We start from the raw sequence: 25,140 nt of genomic DNA, 5'->3' as shown, positions 1-25,140 counted from the left end.
TTGGTTTCCCATCCGCCTCACTGTGCGCAATGGTGTCCAACGAGCGCCCACGCCCCGGCGGGATCGTTGGTGATCGTTCGTCCCACCCCCGGACGGGCATCCCCGCTGGTGCGTCGGTGGCGACCGGCTGAGGTCGGGGCGCTTGCGGCACGACTGCGCCCGTTCGAGGCCGGTCCGCGCCGCGTCCTTGCCCCCGACGAAGGGACACTTCGTGAGTCGGCTGTGGAGCCGGTTCGGTGCCCGTACGGCCGCTGTCGCACTGCTCTCCGTGGGCGTTGCGGGCGGCTTCTATCTGGGCGAAGACCGCGAAATCCAGCAACAGGGCCTGACCGCGCAGGTCGGCCTCGAGGTCGACCAGGCCGAGTACGACTACCAGCGCGATCGGCAGGCCGACCACCGGCGGGAGTCCGCGAAGCATCGGGCCGCCGAGTACCAGGCGAAACTGCGGGCCGCCGCGGCGGCCAAGGAGGCCGCCCAGCGGGCCAAGGAGGCCGAGGCCGCGGCGGCGTCGCGCAAGAAGGGGCGTGAGGCGGAGGCCAAGGCCAAGGAGGCGGAGGCGAAGAGCAGCTCGTTCGCCGGCCCGATCCCCGCCTCGTGCGGCGAGTACAGCGGCAACCGGAAGATCGGCTGCGCGCTGCTGCTCCAGGAGGGCTTCAAGATCGACCAGATGCCCTGCCTGGACAAGCTCTGGACCAAGGAGAGCGGCTGGAACCCCAAGGCCAGCAACTCGTCGTCCGGGGCGTACGGCATTCCGCAGGCGGTGCCGGGCAACAAGATGAGTTCGGTCGCCAGTGACTGGAAGACCAACCCGGCCACCCAGATCAAGTGGGGCCTCGGCTACATCGAGGGCCGGTACGACAACCCGTGCGGCGCCTGGGCGAAGAGCCAGAGCGAGGGCTGGTACTGATCGACGGCCATGACGGCGGGGCGGGTGGGCGACCACCCGCCCCGCCGTCGTCGTACCGGGGCGCGGAGTGGAACCGAGGTAGCGGTTCTCGCCGAATGCTGATAGCCATGGTGGGGTGACCCTGCACCCGATGGGCGGCGACCCCGACCGGTTCGGCACCGAGGCGTTCTACGCGTCCCTCGGCCGGGCCTTCGTCGCCATGTGCGCGGTGGTGCCGTTCCTCTTCCTCATCGAGGCCCTCGACCAGGGGCTCGGCTTCGGGCTCGACCTGGCGGTCGGCATCATCCCGCACCGCATCCAGGGGCTCGACGGGGTGTTCTTCTCGCCGTTCCTGCACCACGGCTTCGAACACCTCTACAGCAACAGCATCCCGCTGATCCTGCTCGGCACCTTCGTGCTGGCCGCCGGGGTCCGCCGGTTCCTCTGGTCCACACTGGTCATCATCCTGATCAGTGGGCTCGGCGTCTGGTTCACCGGCTCGCCCAACTCGGTGGTCGTCGGGGCCAGCGGAGTCATCTTCGGCTACCTCGGCCTGCTGCTCACCCGGGGCATCGTCGAACGGAGCTGGTGGAACTTCGCGGTGGTGCTGCTGGTCGGCCTTCTCTACGGCTGGCAACTGCTCGGCATCCTCCCCACCGACGAGCGGATCTCCTGGCAGGGCCACCTGTTCGGGCTGCTCGGCGGGGTGGTCGCGGCGATCCTGTTCCGGCGTCGTCGACCGTACGACCCGTACGGGCCGTACCGGGTGGAGTCCACGCTGCCGTCCTGACGGGCGACCCGCCCGGCATGCGGCGGGGCTGGGACATGCTTGCCCGAGCGGGTCGGCACGCCTAACGTCGGCATCAGCACGCGTTGATCGCCAGCGGAAAGCGACGGTACGCCCATGCGCGAGGTCGATGTCGCCGTGATCGGAGCCGGCCCGGTGGGGCTGTTCGCCGCGTACTACGCGGGCTTCCGGGGCCTGTCGGTGGCGGTGGTCGACGCGCTGCCCGAGCCGGGCGGGCAGATCACCGCCATGTACCCGGAGAAGCTGATCCTCGACGTCGCCGGCTTCCCCGCCGTCAAGGGGCGGGACCTGGTGGCCAACCTGGTCGCCCAGGCCGCGCCCTACCATCCGGAGTACCTGCTCGGCACCCGGGCCGAGAAGCTCGCCCACACCGACGGTCGGCCGGTGCTGGGCCTCGAGGGTGGCGAGCAGGTGCGCTGCGGCGCGGTGGTGGTCACCGGCGGGCTGGGCAGCTTCGCCCCGCGTCCGCTGCCGGTCGCGGAGAGCTTCCTCGGCGGCGGGATCGTCTACTTCGTACCGGAGCCGGCCGTGCTGGCCGACCGGGACGTGCTGATCGTGGGTGGCGGTGACTCCGCGTTCGACTGGGCGGCGACACTCCAACCGTTGGCCCGCTCGGTGACCCTGGTGCACCGTCGGGAGCGCTTCCGGGCGCACGCCGGGACGGTGGCCCGGGTGCTGTCCCTGCCGGTGCGGGTCGTCGTCAACGCCGAGGTGACCCGACTGTACGGCGACGACACGGTGACCGCCGCCGAGATCACCGTACGGGGTGGGGCGGCGGAGACCCTGCCGGTCGACACGGTGGTCGCGGCGCTCGGCTTCACCGCCGACCTGGGGCCGTTGGCCGAGTGGGGCTTGCAGCTGGACCGGCGGCACATCGTGGTGGACAGCGCGATGGCGACCAACCTGCCCCGGGTCTTCGCCGCCGGTGACATCACCGAGTACCCGGGCAAGGTGCGGCTGATCGCCACCGGTTTCGGCGAGGCCGCCACCGCCGTCAACAACGCCGCCGTCGCCATCGACCCGGCAGCCCACCTCTTCCCCGGTCACTCCTCCGACGCCGGCTGACCCGCCGCGCGAGCTGGCTCAGGGCAGGCCGATGAGGTCGGCCATCAGGGCGATCTGGTGGTCGAAGTAGGCGTCCCGATGGGCCACCGCGTTGTTGAGGCGGCCGAAGAGTTCGAAGCTGATCAACCCGAACAGTTGGGTCCAGCCGGCCATGCCCCGGGCCAGCAGGGGCTCGGGCACGCCGGAGAAGAAGCCGGCGGCGAGGTCGGCGAGGTCGGCGCGGACCGGCTCGGGCAGGTTGTCGTCGGGCGGGCGGAGCCGGCCGTCGGCCAGTCCGTCGCGGAGGATGCCGATCAGGGTCAGTGGGGGGCGCTGCGCGGGCAGCACGGTGTCCTCGGGGGCGGCGTAGCCGGGCACCGGACTGCCGTAGAGCAGGGCGTACTCGGCGGGATGGGCGAGCGCCCAGACGCGGGCGGCCCGGCAGGCGGCGTGCCAGCGTCCGCGCAGGTCGGCCCGGTCGGCGGCGGCGTCGGCTTCCTCCACCGTGTCGCCGAGTGCGTGGTAGGCCTCCAGGATCAGCGCGGTGAGCAGGTCGTCGCGGCTCGGGAAGTAGCGGTAGATCGCGGACGAGACCATGCCCATGTCCCGGGCGACCGCTCGGAGCGAGAGGTTCGCGCCGTCGGTGGCGAGGTGGCGGCGGGCCACCGCCTTGATCTCGTCGATCATCTCGGCGCGAACCCGAGCGCGGATCGAGGAAGCCGGCATGGCTCCACTCTGCCACGAATCGGATCGGCAATCAAAAGCGAGAGCACTGCTCTTGACGGCGAGGTCGGTGATCGGTCATGCTGGGCGCAGCTTGATGAGAGCAGTGCTCTCTATTCGGTCCCCTGATTCGAAAGGTGTTCCCATGTCGCTGCACGTGATCGTCGGTGCCGGTCCGGTCGGCACCGCCACCGCCCGCCACCTCGCCGAACAGGGCGAACAGGTTCGGCTGGTCACCCGCCGGGGCACCGGCCCCACCGATCCGGCGGTGGAACTGGTCGCCACCGACGCCACAGACGCCGAGCGGTTGACCGCCCTCGCCGACGGGGCCGTCGCCCTCTACAACTGCGCCAACCCTGCGTACCACCGGTGGGCCACGGACTGGCCGCCGCTGTCCGCCGCGCTGCTCACCGCCGCCGAGCGCACCGGCGCGGTGCTCGCCACCGTCGGCTGCCTCTACGGCTACGGTCCGGTCGACGCGCCGATGACCGAGGACAACCCGCTCGCCGCCACCGGCACCAAGGGCCGGGTACGCAACCGGATGTGGACCGAGGCGCTCGCCGCCCACCGCGCCGGCCGGGCCCGGATCACCGAGGTGCGCGGCTCGGACTACCTCGGCGCCGGGGGCACCTCCCTGCCGATGCTGGTGCTGCCGAGGGTGCTCGCCGGGCAGCGGGTCTTCCTGCCGGTGAACTGGGACGCCCCGCACACCTGGACGTACATCGGGGACGTCGCTCGTACCCTGGTCGCCGCCGCAACCGACGAGCGGGCCTGGGGCCGGGCCTGGCACGTGCCCAGCAACCCGGCCGTCGGCATGCGCGAGCTGGCCGTCCGGGCGGCGGAGCTGGTCGGCGCCCCGACGCCGAGGCTGACCCGGATGCCCTACCCGCTGCTCTGGCTCGGTGGTCTGACCGACCCGTTCGCCCGCGAGCTGCGGGAGACCGCGCACCAGTTCGCCCGCCCGTACCTGATGGACTCGACCCGGGCCACCACGACCCTGGGCATCACGCCGACCCCACTGGACGAGGTGCTGGCCACGACCGTGGCGACGCTCGCCACGGCGGCCCGCACCCCGGTCACGTCGGGCGCAGGTGCCGACCGCTGACGGTCGGCCGCCGGCCCCGCCGGGACGGTCGCGGCCGGGCGGGTCGCGGGTCAGCGCCGGGGGGCCGGGCCGAGCGCCGCGATCAGCACCGCGACCAGGGTGAGCGTCGCGCCCGCCAGGGTGGCCGGTCCCGGGTGCGACGCCGCCGTCGGCAGCACCACGTCCAGTACGACGGCCCCGACGACCTGACCGGCGATGGTGGCGAGACCCAGCAGCAGCACCCCGGTGAAGCGGACGATCGCCGCCGCGACCGTGATGAACAGAATGCCGATCGGGCCACCCAGATAGAGCCACGGTTCGGTCGGCAGCGCGCCGCCGGGGACGCCCCGGACGGCCACCTCCACGACGAAGGCGACCAACAGGGCGGCCGTGCCGACGGCGAAGTTGACCAGGGTGGCGGTGAGCGCGCTACCCGACGCCGCACGGACCAGGCCGTTGACCGCCTGCTGCCAGGCGAGGCCCAACCCGGCCAGCAACGGCAGCAGGGCAAGCACCAGGGTGCCCGGGTCGCCGAGCCGGTCACCGACCGCCAACAGCACGGCCAGGACGGTCAGCACCGCGCCGGCCAGCCGGGGGAGGGTCACCGGCTGCGGCCCGCCCGGACCGATGCCGGCCCGGTCCACGACCAGGCTGCTGGCCGACTGCCCGGCGACCACGGCGACGGTGAAGACCGCCACGCCGAGCACGCCGATGGTGAGCCCCTGGGTGGCGACCAGGAACGCCCCGCACACCCCGCCCAACAACTGCCAGGGGCGCAGCGCGCCGGAGCGCAGCGCCGCGCGCAGGTCGGCCAGTCCGTGTCGCCCGCCGGGCAGGGCGGGGACCAGCACCAGCAGCACCAGCAGCCCGAGGCCGAAGGAGACCACCGCCGCAGCGATCCCGTCGGCCAGGCGTACGCCCAGCTCGCCGTTGATCCGGGACTGGACGGCCACCCCGAGGCCCCCGGCGGTCGCCAGCCCGATCCCGGCGATCCGCCGGTAGGTGGGAAGGACGGGTGGGGACGCCGTCGGAGTCCCGGTCACTCCTGCTCTGCCAGGGGCCTGCCGTCGAAGTCCACCGCCGAGTAGAGGGCCAGCTTCTCCAACCGGTGGTACGAGTCGATCACCCGGATCGTGCCGCTCTTGGACCGCATCACGATCGACTGGGTGTACGCCCCGCCGGCCCGGTACCGCACCCCCCGCAGCAGGTCGCCGGAGGTCACCCCGGTGGCCACGAAGAAGCAGTTGTCCCCGGTGACCAGGTCGTCGGTGCCGAGCACCCGGTCCAGGTCGTGCCCGGCGGCGAGCGCCTTCTCCCGCTCCTGCGCGTCGCGCGGCCAGAGCTTGGCCTGCATCGCCCCGCCCATGCACTTGAGCGCGCAGGCGGAGATGATCCCCTCGGGGGTGCCGCCGATGCCCATCAGCACGTCGACGCCCGACTCGCCCCGGGCGGCGGCGATGGAGCCGGCGATGTCCCCGTCGGAGATGAACCGGATGCCCGCCCCGGTTCGCCGGATCTGCCCGACCAGGTCGTCGTGCCGGGAACGGTCCAGCACACAGACGGTGACCTCGGCGACGTCGGTGCCTTTGACCTTGGCGATCCGCCGGATGTTCTCGGCCGGCCCGGCGTCGATGTCCACCACGTCGGCGTACGCCGGACCGACGGCGAGCTTCTCCATGTAGAAGACGGCACTCGGATCGAACATCGCGCCCCGCTCGGAGACGGCCAGCACCGCGAGCGCGTTGGGCATGCCCTTGCTCATCAGCGTGGTGCCGTCGACCGGGTCCACCGCCACGTCCACCTCGGGCCCGCTGCCGTCCCCCACCTCCTCGCCGTTGAACAGCATCGGCGCGTTGTCCTTCTCGCCCTCGCCGATCACCACGATGCCGCGCATCTGGATCGAGTTGATCAGCTTGCGCATGGCGTCGACGGCTGCCCCGTCGCCACCCTCCTTGTCACCCCGGCCGACCCACCGGCCGGCGGCCATCGCCGCGGCCTCGGTGACCCGGACCAGGTCGAGGGCGAGGTTGCGGTCGAGATCCTGCGGGATCCGCGTCCTGGTGTTCGTCATGCCGGCTTCCTCCTCGCGACGGTGCGGGGTGGACCGACAGGGGCTGCGGTCGCCACTGCCAGTTTTGTCGCTGATCCTCACACGATGCCAGGTCCGGCGGCGGGGCGGGGCGATGGTGGGCGGGATCGCCGTACCGGGCGGCTGCGAGAATGGGCCGGTGGAGCCCGCACAGCCTGCTGACCGCGTACCCGCCGATCCGACCCCGCCGGACGGCCAGCCGCCGGTGCCCCCCGCCGCCGGGCCGGCAGCCGATGCCGTGCCCGCCACCGACGCGGGCCGCCCGGCCGACGACGGCCCCGAGCCGGCGGTGGTCGAGCCGGCGGTGGTCGCGTCGGCGGGCGACCCGCCGGGTGGACGGGCGACGGCGGCCCGCGCCGGGCGGGCGGAGAAGCCCCGCTCCGAGCGTTCGCCGAAGGACATGGCCCTGTCGTTGCTGGTGCTGTTGGTCCCGATCGCCCTGCTGCTCGCCTTCTACCGGGGTTTCCTCGGCGGCGAGCAGCCGACCACCGTCGACGCCGCCCCCGCCTACGAGCAAGCCCGCGCCGCGAACGTCTTCCCGGTCACCGAGCCGTCCGGGCTCGGCTCCGGCTGGCGTACGGTGAGCGCCAGTTTCCGTACCGTCGACGACGGCGCGAACCTGCGGGTGGGCTATCTCACTCCGGAGGGGCGGGGCGCCCAACTGGTGCAGAGCAACGTGCCGCCGGAGCGGCTGCTCCCCGCCGAACTGACCGCCGAGGGGCAGCCGCAGGGGCCGGCCGAGCTGGGCGGGGCGAACTGGCAGCGGTACACCGGGCGGGGCAACGAGCAGGCCCTGGTGCTGCTCGAACCGAACCGTACGGTGATCGTCGTCGGGGACGCCCGGGACAACGAGCTGCGTGAGCTGGCCGGCGCACTGCGCTGACCAGGGGATGCGCGGTGGTTCCCGGCGGAGTGGATTGCGGAAGGCGACGTCCGGGAACAGAAGGGACGCGACCCCGCGTCCGGCATGATCGGCCCGGGGACCGCGCGCCGCGCGAACAGCGTCACGCCCGCGGCGCCACGCCCCCGGCACCCGCCGGGGCCCGGACGACCCGACTGGAGAGCCTGACGTGACCATTCGACGTTTCAGCGCGGCGGTCTTCGCCGCGACGCTGCTCACCCCCGGCCTGGCCGCCTGCAACAACTCCGGAAGCGGCGAGGCGGGGGCCTCCGCATCCCCCGGCAGCGTCGCCCCGGGCAGCGCCTCGCCCGGCACCTCCGAGGCCAAGCAGGCCCTGCTGAACTCCACCAACGAGATCCGCAACGGGAACTTCCGGTTCACCATGACCGGCGTCGGCTCTACCGCCGAGGGGCAGGTGCACGAGCCCAGCCAGAGCGCCCAGATCAAGGTGAGCATCGGTGACGCGTCCTCGGACCTGATGATGAACCTGGACGTGGTCCACGCCAAGCCGGACAGTTGGGTGAAGCTCGACCTCGGTGGTAGGTCCGCCAGCAGCATCCCCGGCGCGCAGAAGCTCAACCTCGGCAAGTACCAGCACCTCGACCAGACCCGGATCAAGGGCAACAAGTCGCTCGGCTTCGACTTCGACAAGGTCGACCCGGCCGGCAGCGCCGTGCTGACCCAGGGCATCATCGAGGTCCGGCAGACCGGCGAGGGCAGCTACGCCGGCACCCTGGACGTGTCGAAGGCCGCCGAGGCCGGTTCGGTCGACCCGACGGTGATCACCGCGCTGGGTGCCCAGGCACAGTCGGTGCCGTTCACCGCGAAGCTGGATGCTCAGGGTCGGCTCAGCGAGATGGTGGTCCAGATCCCGGCCGCCGGCCAGAGCGCCGCCCAGGACATCAAGATCACCTACTCCGACTACGGCAACGCCGCCGCCGCCCAGAAGCCCACTGCCGACCAGGTGGTCGAGGCACCGCAGGAGTTCTACAACCTGTTCAACTGAGCCGGTCGCCGGCGGCGGGGCGGCCTCGACCGCCCCGCCGCCGGCACGCCCGGGAGCCCGTCGCCATCGAGGACCTCGACGTGCGGACCGACGGTCGCCCCCACGTCGTCGCCATCGGGCAGGTCGGGCGGCTCCAGGCGGTCAAGGCGGAGAGCAAGGGCAAGCGAACCGTCGGGTACGCCCGGCTGAGTGCCCCGGCCACCCCCGCGTGCGGTCAGGCTTGCGCGGTGGGCCGGGCGGCGTCGATCCGGGCCCGCGCGCCGTCGAGTGCGCGTTGGCAGTCCGCGGCGAGCTTCTCGCCGCGCTCCCACAGCGCCAGCGACTCCTCCAACGACGTGCCGCCGGTCTCCAGCCGCTCCACCACCTGGGCCAGCTCGGCGCGGGCCTGCTCGTAGCTGAGCTGCTCGTCGGGTTTCCGGTCGCTCATCTCGTCCTCCTCGTTTCCGCCACGGCCGCGGTCAGCTCGCCCTCGGCGAGGCGTACCCGCAGTGGATCGCCCTCGGCCACCTCGCCGGCGGCCCGGACCACGTGCCCGTCGGCCCGCTGCACGATGGCGTAGCCCCGGTCCAGGGTGGCGGCGGGGGAGAGCGCACGCAGCCGGGCCAGGGTGTGCCGCAGGTCGTCGGTGGCCGCGCCGAGCCGGTGGGTCAGGCTGCGGCCCGCCCGGTCGCGCAGCGCGGTCACCTCGGCGGCCCGCTGGTCGACCATCACCTGCGGGCGGGCCAGCACCGGCCGGGACCGGAGCAGGGTCAGCCGGTGCGACTCCCGGTCGACCAGGTTGCGGACCGCCCGCTCCAGCCGGGACCGGGCCTGGCCGATCAGCCGGACCTCGTCGGCCAGGTCGGGGACGACCCGCTTGGCCGCGTCGGTCGGGGTGGACGCGCGGACGTCGGCGACGTAGTCGACCAGCGGGGCGTCCGTCTCGTGGCCGATCGCGCTGACCACCGGGGTACGGCAGGCGAAGACCGCCCGACACAGCGCCTCGTCGGAGAAGGGCAGCAGGTCCTCGATCCCGCCGCCGCCCCGGGCCAGGATGATCACGTCGATGCCGTCGTCGGCGTCGAGGACCCGCAGCGCGTCGACGATCTGCGACACCGCGCCCGGCCCCTGCACCGCCACGTTGACCGTGCGGAACTCCACCGCCGGCCAGCGCCGCCGGGCGTTGGTCAACACGTCCCGCTCGGCCGCCGACGCCCGACCGGTGATCAGGCCGATCCGCTGCGGCAGGAACGGCAGCCGACGCTTGCGGGCCCGGTCGAACAACCCCTCGGCGGCGAGCAGTTTCTTGAGTTTCTCCAGCCGGGCCAGCAGCTCACCGAGCCCGACCTGGCGGATCTCGTCGGCGCGCAGGCTCAGCGTGCCCCGGGCCGCGTAGAACTCCGGCTTGGCGTGCAGCACCACCCGGGCGCCCTCGCGCAACTCCGGCGCACCGGCGTCGAGGACGTCCCGGTTGGTGGTGACGGTGAGGCTGAGATCGGCCGACGGGTCGCGCAGGGTGAGGAACACCGTGCCCGCCCCCGGCCGGCGGCTGATCTGGGCCACCTGCCCGTCGACCCAGACCCAGCCGAGCTTGGCGATCCAGGCGCCGACCTTCTGGCTGACCACCCGGACCGGCCAGGGCTCCTCGGGGGTGCTGCGCGGGGCGTCGGTCACCCGTCCACCCTACGGTCCGGCCCCGACGACCTCGGGCAGCCCCGACGGCATGCGCCGCCGGCCCGGTCGCGTCCCCGTCCGACCGGCCTCCGTGCCCCCGCTGTGGTACGGGTCGCAGCCACTGCCGTCGGAGATGCCGGCACGTACGATGGGCGGGTGACCGAGGCTGAGGCGACCCCCAAGACCGGCAAGCGCGTGCTCCTGGCCAAGCCCCGCGGCTACTGCGCGGGGGTGGACCGGGCGGTGCAGACCGTCGAGGAGGCGCTCCGGCTCTACGGCGCTCCGATCTACGTCCGCAAGCAGATCGTGCACAACAAGCACGTGGTGCAGACCCTGGAGGGCCAGGGCGCGATCTTCGTGGAGGAGAACGAGGAGGTGCCCGAGGGCGCCACCGTCATCTTCTCCGCGCACGGCGTCGCCCCCGAGGTCTACGAGCAGGCGAAGGCGCGCTCGCTCAAGGCGATCGACGCGACCTGCCCGCTGGTGACCAAGGTGCACCAGGAGGCCAAGCGGTTCGCCGCCGAGGACTACGACATCCTGCTGATCGGCCACGAGGGGCACGAGGAGGTCATCGGCACCGCCGGTGAGGCTCCCGCCCATATCCAGCTGGTCGACGGCCCCGACGACGCCGACAAGATCACCGTGCGTGATCCGAGCAAGGTCGTCTGGCTCTCCCAGACCACCCTGTCGGTGGACGAGACGCTGGAGACGGTGGCCCGGCTCAAGACCCGGCTGCCACTGCTCCAGTCGCCCCCCAGCGACGACATCTGCTACGCCACCTCCAACCGGCAGCACGTGGTCAAGGAGATCGCCCCCGACTGCGACGTGGTGATCGTGGTCGGCTCCCGCAACTCCTCCAACTCGGTACGCCTGGTCGAGGTGGCCCTGGACGCCGGGGCCCGCGCCGGGCACCTGGTCGACTTCGCCCACGAGATCGACGACGCCTGGCTGGCCGGGGCCGGCACGGTCGGTCTGACCTCCGGCGCGAGCGTGCCGGACGAGTTGGTCCAGGAGGTGCTGGCGTACCTGGCCGAGCGGGGCTTCACCGACGTCGACGAGGTGGTCACCGCCAACGAGCGGCTGACCTTCTCGCTGCCCCAGGAACTCAAGCGCGACATGAAGGCCGCCGCCCGCGGCTGACCTGCCGCCGTGGCCGGCGCGTCGATGGGCACTCGTAGATCGATGCCGGCCGCACGGAACGGATCACGGGTGGGGGTGCGTCCCAGTGGTTATGAGAACTCCTCGGATGGCGTTCGTCGTGTTGGCCGCCGGTGTGGCGCTCGCCGGCTGTGGCGGCGGGGACGGTGCCGACGTCACCGGCCCCCCGGCCACGCCGACCAGCTCCCCGACGGCCTCGGCCACCCCACCGGCCACCGTGCCGTCGGCCACCGTGGCCCCGTCCGCGCCACCCGCCGGTTCGGTGCCGCCCAGCGGGCCGAAGCTGCCGGCCGGCGGGCCGAAGGTACCGCCCGGTGCGGGTGCGACCGAGTTGACCGGCACGGTCGAGTCGGGTGTCGAGCCGGGTTGCCTGCTGCTCGACGGTCACCAACTGGTCGGCGGCCCCAAGGACGTGCTCGTCGCGGGAGCCAGGGTCAGCGTCACCGGTCGGGCCCAGCCCGACCTGATGAGCACCTGCCAGCAGGGCGTCCCGTTCGTGGTGGAGTCCGCCCGTCGCTCCTGACCTGCCCGCCTCGCGCACCGACGTCCACGTCCGCGCGATCGACTCGATGTCGCCGACATGGCGGTATCCGGCCGCTCCGACACCGCCGTGGGGCGATATGGCGAGCCGGGCCCGGCCGACGAACGCGCGGGGCAGGTGGAGCGCGCGGCGGTGGGCTAGGGACGCTCGTCGCTGGGTAGCAGTTCGGGGGCCTGGGGTTGGCGGGGGGCCAGCTCGACCTGGGCGGGCGCGGTCAGCTCCTGGTCGGAGACGCCCAGCTCGGCCAGCTTGCGCGCACTGACCAGCACCCGCGCCTCCAACGAACCGACCGCCCGGTTGTACGCCGTCACCGCGCTGCCGAGCGAGGTGCCGAGCTTGCCGACGTGATCGCCCAGGGTGGACAGTCGGCCGTACAGCTCACGGGCCAGCGAGTGCACCGCCACCGCGTTGCGGGCCAGCGCCTCCTGCCGCCACGAGTACGCCACCGTACGCAGCAGCGCGACCAGGGTGGCCGGGGTGGCCAGCACCACGTTGCGGGCGAACGCGTGCTCCAGCAGCGTCGGGTCGCGCTGCAACGCCACGTCCAGGAACGGATCGGCCGGCACGAACAGCACCACGAAATCCGGGCTGTCGTCGAACGCCGCCCAGTAGGTCTTCGCGGCCAACGCGTCGACGTGCCCCCGCAGGTGCTTGGCGTGCAGGTCGAGGTTGCTGTTGCGGCCCCGCTCGTCGCGCGCCTCCATCGCCGTCAGGTAGGCGTCGAAGGGCGCTTTGGCGTCCACCACCACCGTCCGCCCGCCGTGCAGCCGGACCACCAGGTCGGGCCGGACCCCCTGGTGGTCGGTGGCGGCGGTGACCTGCTCATTGAAGTCGCAGTGCTCCAGCAGGCCGGCCGCCTCGACGATCCGGCGGAGCTGGTGCTCGCCCCAGCGCCCGCGTACCTGCGGGGCGCGTAGCGCGGCGACCAGCTGTTTGGTCTCGGTTCGCAGCTCACTGGAGACGGCACCCATCGAGCGGACCTGTTCGCGCAGCTCGGCGTAGGCGTCGACCCGGTCCCGTTCCAGCTCGCCCACCCGCACCTCGTACCGGCGCAGGGTGTCGTGCAGCGGGGCGACCGCGCGGGCCACCGCCTCCTGGGACTGGGCGGTCGCCTCGTAGCTCAGGGCGCGCATCGACTGCTCCAACCGGCCTTCGCCCTCCCGGGTGGCGGCCAGCGTGGCCTCCAACCGGGCGATCTCGGTGGCCGACCGGGACCGGGCGGTGTACCAACCCACCGCCCCGCCGGCGGCGAGGCAGACCACCACCACGGCCAGCGTCGAGAAGTCCATCACCAGAGCTTGCCAAACGGGTACGACTCGACGCCCCCGGGTACGTTCGTAGGATGGACTTTCTGCTCGTGGCGATCCTGGTCGCTCTGTTGGCCGGTGGGTTCGTCTGGTGGCGGCAGGAGAAGGCGGCCCGGGAGGCGCGCAGCCTCGCCGACGTCCGCGCCGACGCCCAACGCTGGTACGAACGCCTCGGCGGTCAGGTGATGAACCTGCACGGCGACGCGCCGGCGGTACGCCAGGCCCTGGTCGACGCCGGGGAGCGGTACAACGCGGCGGGCAGCCAGCTGGAGCAGGCCCGTACCGTCCACCAGTTCCGGCTGGCCCGGGAGACCGCCCTGGAGGGGCTCGCCTACGCGCGGGCCGCCCGGGTGGCGCTCGGCCTGGACCCGGGGCCGGAGCTGCCCCCGCTGGCCGCCGCGCAGGGCACCGGGGAGATCACCCGGGAACGCCAGGTGGACGTGCAGGGGCAGACCTTCAGGGCCGGTCCGCAGCCCGGTCGGGACACGCCGTACTACTACCCGGGCGGGCGCTACCAGGGGCGGCCGGTGCCGTCCGGTTGGTACTCGACGCCCTGGTGGAAGACCGCGCTGGGGGCCGGGGTCGGCGTGGTCGGCGGCATGCTGATCGCCGACGCGCTCTTCTCGCTGGCCTTCGCCGACCCCGGTTACGACGCCGGCTACCAGGAGGGCTTCGGCGACGGCACCGACTTCGGCGGCGACTTCGGTACTGCCGGTGACTTCGGCAGCGCGGGTGACTTCGGCAGCGCCGGCGATTTCGGTGCCGCCGGTGATTTCGGCGGCGGTGGCTTCGGTGGTGGCGACTTCGGCGGCGGGGACTTCTGACGTCGGGGCTGCCCCGTCGGGTGGTGAGCGGACGCGGAAGGGGCCCCTGCCGCGTACGGAACGCGTCGGCAGGGGCCCCTTCCGGGCAATCTCAGCCGGTGTTGCGCATCCCGGCGGCGATGCCGTTGACCGTGGTGAGCAGGGCGCGCTCCAGGGCCGTACCGTCGCTGGGAGCGCGCCGGCCACCCGGTGCGGTGGCCACCGCCCGGCCGGCGGCGCCGGAGTCGCGGTACTGCCGCAGCAACGCCACCTGGAGGTGGTGCAGCGGCTCCAGGTAGGTGTCCCGCACCGCGAGGGTGCGCTGCAGCACCGGCGAGTTCTCCAGCAGGGCCGGCGACGAGGTGACCGCCAGCACCTCCTGCTTGGTCAGCTCGTACTCCTGCTCGATCTTGTCGAAGATCGGGTGCAGCTGCTCCGGGACCAGCGTCTCCACGTACCGGCGGGCGATGCTGAGGTCGGTCTTGGTCAGCATCATCTCGACGTTCGACAGGAACGTGCGGAAGAAGTGCCAGTTGCGGTTCATCTCGGCCAGCACGTCCTCCAGACCGGCCGCACGGGCGGCGGCGAGGCCGGAGCCGACACCGAACCAGCCGGGCACGATCTGCCGGGTCTGCGTCCAGCCGAACACCCACGGGATGGCCCGCAGTCCGCCCAGGCCGGCCCCGGTGTTCGGCCGCTTCGCGGGCCGGGAGCCGATGTTCAGCGCGCCCAGCAGCTCGGTCGGCGTGGACGCCCAGAAGTACGCCGGCAGGTCCGGGTCCTCCACCAGCCCCCGGTACGAGCGGAAGGCCGACTCGGAGACCACGTCCATCGTCGCGTCCCAGCGTTCCAGCTGCTCGGCGGGCTGCCGGGGCGCGGTGTGCAGCAGCGTGGCCTGGAGCACCGCGGCCACGGTCAGCTCCAGGTTCTCCCGGGCCAGCGCGGGCAGGGTGTACTTGTCGGAGATGACCTCACCCTGCTCGGTCACCTTGATCGCACCGTCCAGGGTGCCGTACGGCTGGGCCAGGATGGCCTCGTGGGTGGGGCCGCCGCCGCGCCCGACCGTGCCGCCCCGGCCGTGGAACAGCCGCAGGTGCACACCGTGCCGGGCGGCCACGTCGCGCAGCGCCCGCTGGGCCCGGTGGATGGACCACTGGCTGGTGGTGATGCCGGCCTCCTTGTTGGAGTCGGAGTAGCCCAGCATCACCTCCTGCACGTCGCCCCGGGCCGCCACCAGCGCCCGGTAGGCCGGCAGGGACAGCAGCTCGTCGAGGAGTTCACCGCCGGAGTTCAGCTCGGCCGGGGTCTCCAGCAGCGGTACGAAGCCGATCCGGGCCCGCCCGGTGTGCACGTCGACCAGACCGGCCTCCCGGGCCAGCACCACCGCCGCGAGGACGTCGTCCACGCCGAGCGTCATCGAGATGATGTACGACTCGATGACCTCGCCACCGAACCGGTCCTGCGCCTCGCGGATGGTCCCGAAGACGTCGAACGTCTTGCGCGCCCCCTCGGTCAACGGGGTGTCCAGGGCGGACAGCGGCCGGCGGCCGGTCAACTCGTCGGCGAGCAGCTTGGTGCGCTCCAGGCGGGTCAGCGCCGGGTAGTCCGACACCTCGCCGACCGCCGCGTAGAGCTGGGTGAGCACCTCGTGGTGCTTCTCGGCGTGCTCCCGGACGTCCATGGTGGCCAGGTGCAGGCCGAACGCGGAGACGGTCCGGATGGTCGAGGCCAGCCGGCCGACGGCGGTGAGTTGCCCGGAGTTGCGGGCCAGTGAGGCGCGCAGCAGGTCCAGGTCGGCGACCAGCTCGGCGGAGCCCTGGTAGTCCCGGCCCGGCACGTGCGGGGTGCCGGCGCGCAGCCGCTCCCGGGTGTTGGCCAGCTTCGCCTTCACGCAGCGGGCCTTGAGCCGGTAGGGCTCCTCGGCGTTGACCCGACGGAACCGGGGGGCCACCTCGGGCAGCGCGTCCAGGTCGGCGGCGAGGCTGGCCGACAGGTCCAGCGACACGGCGCGCAGCCGGCGGGAGACGGAGACCTCGTTGACCAGGTGCTCCATCGCCGCCTCGGTGGCCGCGATGCCGTGTTCGTGCTGGATCCGCAGCACCTCCCGGGTGACGACGGGGGTGACGAACGGGTTGCCGTCCCGGTCGCCGCCGATCCAGGTGCCGAAGGTCAGCGGGCGGGACGTCGGCGAGGTCTCCACGCCGAGGGTGCGCAGCGTGTCGGCCAGGTCGTCGAGGACCTGCGGGGCGGCCTCGGCGTACAGGTCGCGCAGGTAGTAGATGGCGTTGCGGGCCTCGTCGGTCGGGTCGGGCCGGTCCAGGCGCAGCTCGTCGGTCTGCCACATCAGGTCGAGCAGTTCGGCGAGGCGGCGGTTGGCCGGGCCCTCGTCGCTCGCGCCGTAGAGGATGGCGTTGGCGGTCTCGGCGTCCAGCTCGTCGGCGATGGCGCGCAGCTTGGACAGGATCGACCGGCGGGCCGCCTCGGTGGGGTGGGCGGTGAAGACGGGGCGTACCGCGAGGCGGCGGGCGGCGGCGGCGATCTCCTCGGCCGGCACCCCGCGCTCGGCGATCATCTTGGCCGCCTGGTCCAGCCAGCCGCCCTGGATCGCCCGGCGGCGGCGCAGGTCCCGGGCCCGGTGCACCTGCTCGGTGATGTTGGCCAGGTGGAAGTAGGTGGAGAAGGCGCGGGCCAGCTTGGTGCCGGTGGTCACGTCGAGCCCACCGAGGCGCTGCGCGGCGGCCGGGGCGTCGGAGCGTACCTGGGCGCGGATCTCCTCGACCAGGTCGAGCAGCGGCCGACCCTCCTGGCGGGCCAGGGTCTGGCCGAGCAGGGTGCCGAGCCGGCGGATGTCGGCCCGCAGGGCGGCGTCGGGCCCGTCGTGATCATGCTGGTCGGTCACCGTGCGCTCCTTACCCGAGTACGAAGGACAGCGCTGTCCGACTCCCTGGATGGTATCCGCGCGGCCCGGTCCGAAAGGAAGGGGTTCGGTGTGTCACCTTCCCCACGCCCGGTATGCCACTCGCCACGCCCTGCCGGGTTCGGCCCTGCCGGGTGCGGCCCGCCGCCCCCGGACCAGGGCGGCGGTGAGCAGGCCGAGCACCCCGAGGGCAGCCCAGACCAGCAGCCCGGCCAGGGGCCAGCGGGCGGAACGCCAGTCGAAGTTATCCTTGCCGGCTAACCGGACCCCCTCTTGATCGTCTAGGCGTGGGCGACTCGACACGCCGTCAGCTCTGCCGCTGAGGCGTAGACGATCATGAGCGCCCGGTGGGTGCCGGTAGCGTCGAGGCATGCCGCCGAGCTACCCGCCCAAGCCGCGACCGGGCGACCGGGTCGCGGTGGTCTCCCCCTCCGCCGGCCTGCCGGGTCTCTTCCCGCACGTGTACGAGCTGGGCCTGCGCCGGCTCCGCGAGGAGTTCGGCCTGGAACCGGTGGAGTACCCGACCACCCGGCAGACCCGGGCCGACCCCCGGGACCGGGCGGGTGACCTGACCGCCGCCTTCGCCGACCCGACGATCACCGCCGTGCTCGCCACCGTCGGCGGGGACGACCTGATCACCGTCACCCCGTACCTGGACGACGCGGTGCTGCGGGCCAACCCGAAGCCGTACTTCGGTTATTCGGACAACACCAACATCCTCAATCACCTGTACCGGCTGGGGATGGTGGCCTACCACGGCGGCTCGGTGCTGGTGCACCTCGGCCGACCCGGCGCACCGCACCCGCTGACCTTCGACTCGCTGCGCGCCGCCCTGTTCACCTCTGACTGGTACGAGCTGACGCCCGCGCCGGAGTGGGGCGACGAACCGGGCGACTGGCGCGATCCCGCCGCGCTGGCCCGGGAACCGGTGATGTTCCCCGGCACCGGCTGGCGCTGGCAGGGCCCGTCGACCGTGGTGCGGGGGCGCACCTGGGGCGGCTGCCTGGAGATCCTGCACTGGCTGATGGCCACCGACCGGGTTCCGTCGGCCGCCGAACTGGCCGGCTCGGTGCTGGTCGTCGAGACCTCCAACGAACTCCCCGACGCCCGGGAGGTCTTCCGGATGATGCGCAACCTGGGGGAGCGGGGACTGCTCGGCGGGTTCCCGGCGATCGTGGTCGGCCGCCCGAAGGCGTGGGACTTCGCCCGCCCGCTGCCGGTGGCCGACCGGCTCGCCTGGGCTGCCGCCCAGCGGGCTGCCGTCACCCGGGCGCTGGCCGCCTACCACCCGAATCCGGTGGTGGTCTTCGACGTCGACCTGGGCCACACCGACCCACAGCTGATCGTGCCGCACGGCGGGGAGATCGTGGTCGACGCGATCGAACGCCGAATCATGGTGCGCTACTGACGGCCCCCGTCCCGGACGTAGACGCCCTCGCCCTGCTTTCCCTCGATCAGCCCTTCGGCCTTGAGGATGAGCAGGGCGGTTCGGACCGAGCCGTAGGAGACCCCGTACGTCTCGATGAGGCCCTTGGTCGTGGGTAACTGGTCACCCGGTCTCAGTTTTCCGGCGTGGATCTGATCGCGGATGGCTGATGCCACCTGTTCGTATTTGGGTGTGTTCATGGTGTCTCCCTGGCTCGCAGGGCCAAGTAGATCACCGCAAGTTGACAGCGTCTATAACGTCGACAGTGTCGACAATGTCGACGTTCGGCTATAGGCTGGGTTCGCTCACTTGGCTCGCAACCGGTTGAGCATCACCAACAGGGCGGCCCGGGGTGGAGCTGGCACTCCGCTCCCCGGGCCTTGACCAGGAAAGGACCCCGGCCCATGAGCAACCTACCGAACCCCGTTCATCCGCCCTGGTGTCTGCCCGGCCCCGCCTGCGCCGGGCCGAACGATCTGCACCTGTCCCGGCTCATCGGCACGGCCGTCCGGGGCGACGAGATCATCCAGGTCAGGATCGGCCTGTGGCGGATGGACGTCGGTCCGACCCCGCCGTCCGGCCTGTTGCTGGAACTCTCCGCCGGCTCCGACGTCGAACGCTGGCCGATCGACCTGGCGCAGTCACGTGCGCTGACCCACCTGTCCCAGCGGCTGGTGAACCGGCTCGGCCTCGGCTCGGCCCGAGCCGCCTGAGCACCCGCCCGACCTGCCCGAGGGGGTGTCGACCCGCCTGAACGCGCCCGCCGACCCGTCTGAGCGCCTGCCGAGCGGCCATGATCGACGCCGGATCGGCGAGCAGGCGGCTGTTCAGCCGTCGATCGTGGCGAAGGCGCGGACCGGGAAGGTGCCCATGCCGGCCACCCGGGGCGGGGCGGCGGTGAACCGGAAGCCGGCCGGCGGTAGCGCGTCCAGGCCGGTCAGGTGCTCCACGATCGGGATGCCGGCGGCGAGCAGGGCGCTGTGTGCGGGGCGCTCACCGGCGGCGGCCGGGGTCATGTCGTCGATGTTGATCGAGTCGATGCCGACCAGGGCGGCACCCGCCGCGACCAGCGCCTCGGCGCCCTCGCCGGTCAGATAGGGCGCGTCGGGCGTGGCGTACCGGTCGGTGCCGAAGTGGGCGTCCCAGCCGGTGTGCAGCAGCACCGCCCGCCCGGCGACCTCGTACGGGGCCAGCAGCAACGGGTCCACCGCGCGGGTGCCGGCCGGCACCCTGACCAGCACCCCGGGCAGGTCGGCGAGGCGGTCCACCGGGACGCCGGCCAGGTCGGCCCCGTCGGCCCAGCGGTGCGCGGGGGTGTCCAGGTAGGTGCCGGTGTTGGCGATCATGTCGATCCGGGCCACCTGGAATTCGACGCCGGGGGCGTAGTGCGCCCGGGACGCCTCCAGGGTCAGCCAGTCGGTGATCCGGGGGACCGGCCAACCGGGCAGCGTGGTCATCCCGTCGGTGATCAGGTGGCTCAACTCGACCAGCCGCCGCCGACCGGGGGCAGCGGCGGCCACGCCCCGGCCACCCTTGTGCGCCTCCTCGATGATCGTCTTTTCGCTGATCCGTACCCCGGCCACCATGAGCAGCCCGAGGTGCCGGACCAGGAGCGTGGCCAGGGCGTCATCCGTGATGTCCGGGGCCGGGACGTCCAGCCGGAAGCCCTCGGTCCGCAACCCGCCACCGTTGGCGAAGGTGATCTCCGCGTCGAACTGTGCCCGGTGCTGCCTCGTCATGACCTCACCGCACCACGCCCGGCGTACCCGGTCAAGATCCCGTCCGACGGCCCCGGCACGACCGAGAAGGGCGAAGGTGCCGTGCAGGGGGCTGCACGGCACCTTCGGGGTTGCCGCGAGGTGGGCCACCCGGGGCCCGGCAGGGGGTGTCGGGCCCCCCCGAACGGGCCCGCGTGCCCCCCCGTCCGGCCGCCTCTCCGGCGACCGTTCCGGGCTGACGCGATCAATCCTCGCCTTCGGGGTGGCATCCATTCTTGTAAAAATGTGCTCGGATTCGCGGTCAGTCGGCGGCCGGCTGGTTCGGGACGAGCAGCTTGCGCAGCCGGGCCGGCGGATGGCCGACCTGCTCCCGGACCACCCGGGTCAGGTGCGCCTGGTCGGTGAAGCCGTAGTCGCTGGCCACCCGGCCCAGCGGGGGACCGTCCGGCTCGGCGAGGGTGTCCAGCACCGCCCGGACCCGCAGTCGGTTCCGGTAGGCGGTGAGGCTGCTGCCGGTGACCCGCTGGAAGACCCGGCTGAGGTGGTGCGGCGAGGCACCCACCGCACGGGCGACCTCGGCGAGACCCAGGGTGAAGTCCGAGGTGGCCAGCACCTCGCGGGCCCGGTCGGTGAGGCGTCGGTGGGCGGCCATCGTCGCCGGTCGCCGCCGTACCGCGCGGTCGATCTCGGCCCCGGCGTCGTCCCCGGCCAGGGCGCTGTGCTGGAGCAACCGGCCGAGGAACCGGTGCAGCCGCTCGGCCATCTCGAACCGGTCCAGCCCACGCAGGGACTCCGCCACCAGCAACCGGTGCGCCAGGTCCAGGGAGGCGTCCGAGTGGCCGTCCCAGCCGGACCGGTCGAGCCAGCGGGCCCCGTCCGGCCGGTCCGCCAGCACCTCCCGGTCGATCTCCAGGCAGGTGTACGAGTCGCCGCAGCCGTACGGGTGCGCTGCCGCCTGCTCGTCACCGGGACGGGTGATCATTACCGAGGTGGGGTCGACGAGCACCGGACGGCCGTTGATCCGGTGGTGGGACGCGCCGGAGCGGCCCAGCACCACCTTGTACCTGTCGTCGGCGACGGTCTGCGTCCAGCCGTGGTTCTCGACGATGCACCGGACCTGGTAGACGAGGATCCCGTCCGGGTGGCCGAGCACCCGCCAGCGGGCGGGCGTGGTCTTGCGGCGCGGATCGCTGCCGGTTCCCTCGGGCATTCGGTTCTCCCAGGTGCTCGCCGACCAGCCTGGCGGCCGATCTTTCCCCCGAAGAGATAGTGTCGAATCCGTAGACCCCCCGTCCAGACCGGGCGAGGGGTGATCGTCGTGTGCCATCCGCGGGAAGAGATCACGCATGCTCACCGGACTGTTCACCGCCGCCCTGACCGATCCCGGGCTGGCCCGAGCCCGTGACCTGGCGCGCTCCGGTGCCGCCCAGGTCGACGGGCTCGACCTGACCGCCCCGGCCGCACTGCGCCCGTTCGCCGTCGCCGCCGTCGCGGTCGACGAGGCCGGCGGTGGTGCGGGGCGTCCGGTCCTCGCGGTGACCGCCACCAGCCGGGAGGCCGACGACCTCGCCTCCGCGCTGGGCAGCCTGCTCCCACCGGAGCAGGTCGCGGTCTTCCCGTCCTGGGAGACGCTGCCGCACGAGCGGCTCTCGCCCCGCTCCGACACGGTCGGCCGGCGGCTGGCCGTGCTGCGCCGGCTCGCGCATCCGGAGTCCTCCGACGCGCACGGCCGCACCGGCCCGCTGCGGGTCGTGGTGGCGCCCGTCCGGTCACTGCTCCAGCCGCAGCTCAAGGGGCTGGGCGACCTGGAGCCGGTACGGCTCGCCGCCGGGGAGGAGGCGGACCTGGAGGAGACCGCCCGGCAGCTCACCGACATGGCGTACGCCCGGGTGGACCTGGTCACCAAGCGCGGCGAGTTCGCCGTCCGCGGCGGCATCCTGGACGTCTTCCCGCCCACCGACGAGCACCCGTCGCGCGTCGAGTTCTGGGGCGACGAGGTGGAGGAGATCCGTACCTTCGCCGTCGCCGACCAGCGGACGATCGAGGGCGTGCCGATGCTCTGGGCACCGCCCTGCCGGGAGTTGCTGCTCACCCCGTCGGTGCGCGAGCGGGCCGCCGCCCTGGGACGGGAGCACCCGGAGCTGGCCGAGATCCTCGACAAGCTGGCCGAGGGCATCCCGGTCGAGGGGATGGAGTCGCTGGTGCCGGCGCTGCTCGGCAGCGAGAGCCTGGAACTGCTGGTGGACACCATGCCGGCCGGCACCCACGTACTGCTGTGCGACCCGGAGCGGATCCGCACCCGGGCGCACGACCTGGTCCGTACCTCGGAGGAGTTTCTCCAGGCCAGTTGGGCCGCAGCCGCCGTCGGCGGCCAGGCGCCGGTCGACCTCGGCGCCGCCGCCTTCAAAAGCCTCGCCGAGGTACGCGCCACCGCCCGCGCCCTGCGCTGCCCGTGGTGGACGCTGTCCCCGTTCGGGCTGGTGGAGACGGACGCGACCGCGCCGGCCCGGCAGCCGTGGGAGGACGCCCCGGCCGAGGTCGACGTGACCCCCGACGACGCGATCGCGGTGAGCCTGGCCGCCCAGCCCGCCCCGCTCTACCACGGCGAGACCGGCCGGGTGGTCGACGACCTGAAGCGCTGGACCGGCGAGGGCTGGTCGGTCGCGCTGGTCTTCGAGGGGCACGGTCCCGCTCAGCGGGCCGTCGAGGTGCTCCGCGACGCGGGCCTGGGCGCGCGGCTCACCGAGCAGGTGCCGGCCGCCCCGGCCCCCGGCGAGGTGCTGGTCTCCTGCGGCTGCCTGACCGCCGGCTTCGTCGACGAGGCGTCGAAGTTCGTGCTGCTCACCGGCAACGACGTCACCGGCGGTCGGGGCACCTCCACCCGGGACATGCGCAAGATGCCGAGCCGGCGACGCAACACCATCGACCCGCTGGAGCTGAAGGCCGGCGACTTCGTCGTGCACGAGCAGCACGGCATCGGCCGGTACGTCGAGCTGGTGCAGCGCACCGTCAACGGCGCGTCCCGCGAGTACCTCGTCATCGAGTACGCGGCGAGCAAGCGCGGCCAGCCCGGCGACCGGCTCTTCGTCCCCACCGACCAGCTCGACCAGCTCTCCCGCTACGTCGGCGGCGAGCAGCCCACCCTGCACAAGATGGGCGGCTCCGACTGGCAGAAGTCCAAGGCCCGCGCCCGCAAGGCGGTCAAGGAGATCGCCGCCCAGCTCATCCAGCTCTATGCGGCGCGCAAGGCGTCCAAGGGGCACTCGTTCGGCCCCGACACCCCGTGGCAGCGGGAGCTGGAGGACGCCTTCCCCTGGCAGGAGACGCCCGACCAGTTGGCCGCCATCGAGGAGGTCAAGCGGGACATGGAGCAGACCGTCCCGATGGACCGGCTGATCTGCGGGGACGTCGGGTACGGCAAGACCGAGATCGCCGTCCGCGCGGCGTTCAAGGCGGTGCAGGACGGCAAGCAGGTGGCGGTGCTGGTGCCGACGACGCTGCTGGTGCAGCAGCACTACAACACCTTCGCCGAGCGGATGGGCCAGTTCCCGGTGACCATCCGGCAGCTGTCCCGGTTCCAGACCCCGAAGGAGAGCGAGCGGACGCTGGAGATGGTCGCCGACGGCACCGTCGACATCGTCATCGGCACCCACCGGCTGCTCCAGACGGCCACCCGGTTCAAGTCTCTCGGCATGGTGGTCATCGACGAGGAGCAGCGGTTCGGCGTCGAGCACAAGGAGCACCTGAAGACGCTGCGCGCCTCGGTCGACGTGCTGAGCATGTCGGCCACCCCGATCCCGAGGACGCTGGAGATGGCGATCACCGGCATCCGGGAGATGTCGACCATCGCCACCCCACCGGAGGAACGGCACCCGGTGCTGACCTTCGTCGGGTCGTACGACGACCGGCAGGTGGCCGCGTCCATCCACCGCGAGCTGCTCCGCGACGGGCAGGTCTTCTACCTGCACAACCGGGTCGAGTCGATCGACCGGACGGCGCGGCGGCTGCGGGAGCTGGTGCCCGAGGCGCGGGTGGCGGTGGCGCACGGGCAGATGGGCGAGGACGCCCTGGAGAAGGTGATGGTCGGCTTCTGGGAGAAGGAGTTCGACGTCCTGGTCTGCACCACGATCGTGGAGTCCGGCATCGACATCCCGAACGCCAACACGTTGATCGTGGAGCGGGCCGACCTGCTCGGCCTGGCCCAGCTGCACCAGATCCGGGGCCGGGTCGGTCGGGGCCGGGAGCGGGCGTACGCGTACTTCCTCTACCCGCCGGAGAGGCCGCTCACCGAGCACGCGCACGAGCGGCTGGCGACCATCGCCCAGCACACCGAGCTGGGCGCGGGCATGTACGTGGCGATGAAGGACCTGGAGATCCGGGGCGCGGGCAACCTGCTCGGCGGCGAGCAGTCCGGGCACATCGAGGGCGTCGGCTTCGACCTGTACGTCCGGATGGTCGGCGAGGCGGTGTCGGCGTTCAAGGGCGAGAGCACCGAGTCCGAGACCGACGTCAAGATCGACCTCCCGATCGACGCCCACCTGCCGCACGACTACATCGGGGTGGAACGGCTGCGCCTGGAGATGTACCGCAAGCTGGCCGAGGCGCGGGACGACGAGCGGCTGCGCGAGGTGGTGGCCGAGATGACCGACCGCTACGGCGAGCCGCCCGCCCCGGTGCAGAACCTGGTCGCGGTGGCCCGGTTCCGGCTGCTGGCCCGCCGGTACGGCCTGACCGACGTCAGCATGCAGGGCAGGCACCTGCGGTTCGGGCCGCTGCCGCTGCCCGACTCGAAGCAGTTGCGGCTCAAGCGCTACCACCCGGACTCGGTCTACAAGCAGGCCACCGAACAGGTCAGCGTGCCCCGTCCGAGCACCCGCCGGATCGGCGGTGAGCCGCTGCGCGACCAGGCACTGCTGGAATGGTGCGGCCAACTGCTCTCCGACGTCCTCGGCGAGCCGGCGCCGCTCGCGGGGGCGCGGGCGTGAGCGGTACGCGCCCGCGCGGGGCAGCGCGGGCCGTGGGCGGCGTGGGCCGTGGGTGGCCCGGGTCGTCGGGTGGTGCGGGTCACGGTGTGGG

22 protein-coding genes are annotated in these 25,140 nt (G+C 72.8%); 12 read left to right on the top strand and 10 right to left on the bottom strand.

The genetic code is table 11. The features are described 5' to 3' along the window. The first annotated feature begins 211 nt into the window (after positions 1–211). The 3 genes from ACIG87_RS17965 (at position 212) to ACIG87_RS17955 (ending at position 2,759) form a co-directional block, all read left to right on the top strand. Positions 212–907 (top strand): transglycosylase SLT domain-containing protein, encoded by a 696-nt coding sequence (locus ACIG87_RS17965; protein ID WP_396851626.1) that lies wholly within the window; start codon positions 212–214, stop codon positions 905–907. A 115-nt stretch (positions 908–1,022) separates the two neighbouring features. Beyond that, entirely contained in the window at positions 1,023–1,676 is a 654-nt protein-coding gene (locus ACIG87_RS17960; protein ID WP_396851625.1) for a rhomboid family intramembrane serine protease, read from the top strand. Positions 1,677–1,790: 114 nt separating this feature from the next. Next, a complete protein-coding gene (locus tag ACIG87_RS17955) occupies positions 1,791–2,759 on the top strand; it encodes an NAD(P)/FAD-dependent oxidoreductase (RefSeq protein ID WP_396851624.1) in 969 nt (322 codons plus the stop codon). An 18-nt stretch (positions 2,760–2,777) separates the two neighbouring features. Here ACIG87_RS17955 and ACIG87_RS17950 read toward each other — a convergent pair whose 3' ends face one another. Beyond that, positions 2,778–3,464: a TetR/AcrR family transcriptional regulator gene (locus ACIG87_RS17950; protein WP_396851623.1), complete on the bottom strand. Its 687-nt coding sequence runs from the start codon at positions 3,462–3,464 to the stop codon at positions 2,778–2,780. Between the two features lie 142 nt (positions 3,465–3,606). Between ACIG87_RS17950 and ACIG87_RS17945 the strand changes: the two genes are divergently transcribed. Then, positions 3,607–4,566 carry an NAD-dependent epimerase/dehydratase family protein gene (locus ACIG87_RS17945; protein ID WP_396851622.1) on the top strand — a complete coding sequence of 320 codons (960 nt, stop codon included), beginning with the start codon at positions 3,607–3,609 and terminating at the stop codon, positions 4,564–4,566. Positions 4,567–4,616: 50 nt separating this feature from the next. Here ACIG87_RS17945 and ACIG87_RS17940 read toward each other — a convergent pair whose 3' ends face one another. Further along, positions 4,617–5,588, bottom strand: coding sequence for a DMT family transporter (locus tag ACIG87_RS17940; RefSeq protein ID WP_396851621.1), 972 nt, complete (start codon positions 5,586–5,588; stop codon positions 4,617–4,619). Further along, a complete protein-coding gene (glpX, locus tag ACIG87_RS17935; protein WP_396851620.1) occupies positions 5,585–6,616 on the bottom strand; it encodes a class II fructose-bisphosphatase in 1,032 nt (343 codons plus the stop codon). Before glpX ends, ACIG87_RS17940 begins: the two co-directional genes overlap by 4 nt. 157 nt (positions 6,617–6,773) lie before the next feature. Between glpX and ACIG87_RS17930 the strand changes: the two genes are divergently transcribed. Together ACIG87_RS17930 and ACIG87_RS17925 are read left to right on the top strand one after the other, a co-directional pair. Further along, positions 6,774–7,517 carry a DUF4245 domain-containing protein gene (locus ACIG87_RS17930; RefSeq protein ID WP_396851618.1) on the top strand — a complete coding sequence of 248 codons (744 nt, stop codon included), beginning with the start codon at positions 6,774–6,776 and terminating at the stop codon, positions 7,515–7,517. A 187-nt stretch (positions 7,518–7,704) separates the two neighbouring features. Continuing rightward, positions 7,705–8,541, top strand: a complete 837-nt coding sequence (locus tag ACIG87_RS17925) for a hypothetical protein (protein ID WP_396851617.1) — start codon at positions 7,705–7,707, stop codon at positions 8,539–8,541. Positions 8,542–8,755: 214 nt separating this feature from the next. Here ACIG87_RS17925 and ACIG87_RS17920 read toward each other — a convergent pair whose 3' ends face one another. Both ACIG87_RS17920 and xseA read right to left on the bottom strand, forming a co-directional pair. Then, on the bottom strand, positions 8,756–8,968 hold the full coding sequence (locus ACIG87_RS17920; protein WP_396851616.1) for an exodeoxyribonuclease VII small subunit: 213 nt from the start codon (positions 8,966–8,968) through the stop codon (positions 8,756–8,758). Continuing rightward, positions 8,965–10,194: an exodeoxyribonuclease VII large subunit gene (gene xseA, locus ACIG87_RS17915; RefSeq protein WP_396851615.1), complete on the bottom strand. Its 1,230-nt coding sequence runs from the start codon at positions 10,192–10,194 to the stop codon at positions 8,965–8,967. The genes ACIG87_RS17920 and xseA overlap by 4 nt, the downstream gene beginning before the upstream one ends. A gap of 156 nt (positions 10,195–10,350) precedes the next feature. Between xseA and ACIG87_RS17910 the strand changes: the two genes are divergently transcribed. Both ACIG87_RS17910 and ACIG87_RS17905 read left to right on the top strand, forming a co-directional pair. Then, entirely contained in the window at positions 10,351–11,334 is a 984-nt protein-coding gene (locus ACIG87_RS17910; protein WP_396851614.1) for a 4-hydroxy-3-methylbut-2-enyl diphosphate reductase, read from the top strand. 91 nt (positions 11,335–11,425) lie between these two features. After that, positions 11,426–11,875 (top strand): hypothetical protein, encoded by a 450-nt coding sequence (locus ACIG87_RS17905; protein WP_396851613.1) that lies wholly within the window; start codon positions 11,426–11,428, stop codon positions 11,873–11,875. A gap of 155 nt (positions 11,876–12,030) precedes the next feature. Here the strand turns inward: ACIG87_RS17905 and ACIG87_RS17900 are convergent, their stop codons facing one another. Beyond that, the gene (locus ACIG87_RS17900; RefSeq protein WP_396851612.1) at positions 12,031–13,182 is read right to left on the bottom strand and encodes a DNA recombination protein RmuC; all 1,152 of its coding nucleotides are present in this window, start codon (positions 13,180–13,182) and stop codon (positions 12,031–12,033) included. Between the two features lie 53 nt (positions 13,183–13,235). Between ACIG87_RS17900 and ACIG87_RS17895 the strand changes: the two genes are divergently transcribed. Beyond that, positions 13,236–14,024, top strand: coding sequence for a hypothetical protein (locus ACIG87_RS17895; protein ID WP_396851611.1), 789 nt, complete (start codon positions 13,236–13,238; stop codon positions 14,022–14,024). Between the two features lie 91 nt (positions 14,025–14,115). On the opposite strand, the gene ppc is transcribed toward ACIG87_RS17895, so the two are convergent. Continuing rightward, entirely contained in the window at positions 14,116–16,902 is a 2,787-nt protein-coding gene (gene ppc, locus ACIG87_RS17890) for a phosphoenolpyruvate carboxylase (protein ID WP_396851610.1), read from the bottom strand. Between the two features lie 388 nt (positions 16,903–17,290). Here ppc and ACIG87_RS17885 point away from each other — a divergent pair, with 388 nt between their 5' ends. Further along, complete coding sequence (locus tag ACIG87_RS17885) at positions 17,291–18,328, top strand: S66 peptidase family protein (protein ID WP_396851609.1); 1,038 nt, start codon at positions 17,291–17,293, stop codon at positions 18,326–18,328. Here ACIG87_RS17885 and ACIG87_RS17880 read toward each other — a convergent pair. Continuing rightward, entirely contained in the window at positions 18,322–18,546 is a 225-nt protein-coding gene (locus tag ACIG87_RS17880; RefSeq protein ID WP_396851608.1) for a winged helix-turn-helix domain-containing protein, read from the bottom strand. The two genes, ACIG87_RS17885 and ACIG87_RS17880, sit on opposite strands and share 7 nt — an antisense overlap. A 204-nt stretch (positions 18,547–18,750) precedes the next feature. On the opposite strand from ACIG87_RS17880, the gene ACIG87_RS17875 reads away from it, so the two are divergent. Then, positions 18,751–19,059 (top strand): hypothetical protein, encoded by a 309-nt coding sequence (locus ACIG87_RS17875; protein WP_396851607.1) that lies wholly within the window; start codon positions 18,751–18,753, stop codon positions 19,057–19,059. Between the two features lie 114 nt (positions 19,060–19,173). On the opposite strand, the gene ACIG87_RS17870 is transcribed toward ACIG87_RS17875, so the two are convergent. Together ACIG87_RS17870 and ACIG87_RS17865 are read right to left on the bottom strand one after the other, a co-directional pair. Further along, entirely contained in the window at positions 19,174–20,085 is a 912-nt protein-coding gene (locus tag ACIG87_RS17870; protein ID WP_396851606.1) for a cyclase family protein, read from the bottom strand. 280 nt (positions 20,086–20,365) lie between these two features. After that, the gene (locus ACIG87_RS17865) at positions 20,366–21,274 is read right to left on the bottom strand and encodes a helix-turn-helix domain-containing protein (RefSeq protein WP_396851605.1); all 909 of its coding nucleotides are present in this window, start codon (positions 21,272–21,274) and stop codon (positions 20,366–20,368) included. 136 nt (positions 21,275–21,410) lie between these two features. Here ACIG87_RS17865 and mfd point away from each other — a divergent pair, with 136 nt between their 5' ends. Next, entirely contained in the window at positions 21,411–25,049 is a 3,639-nt protein-coding gene (mfd, locus tag ACIG87_RS17860) for a transcription-repair coupling factor (RefSeq protein WP_396851604.1), read from the top strand. Positions 25,050–25,140: the final 91 nt, after the last annotated feature.

Origin of the sequence: Micromonospora sp. NPDC051925 (genome assembly GCF_044548625.1) — a bacterium.
Taxonomy (GTDB): domain Bacteria; phylum Actinomycetota; class Actinomycetes; order Mycobacteriales; family Micromonosporaceae; genus Micromonospora.
The sequence above is the reverse complement of the archived record's forward strand: the minus strand, read 5'-3'. Positions and strand labels throughout refer to the sequence as shown.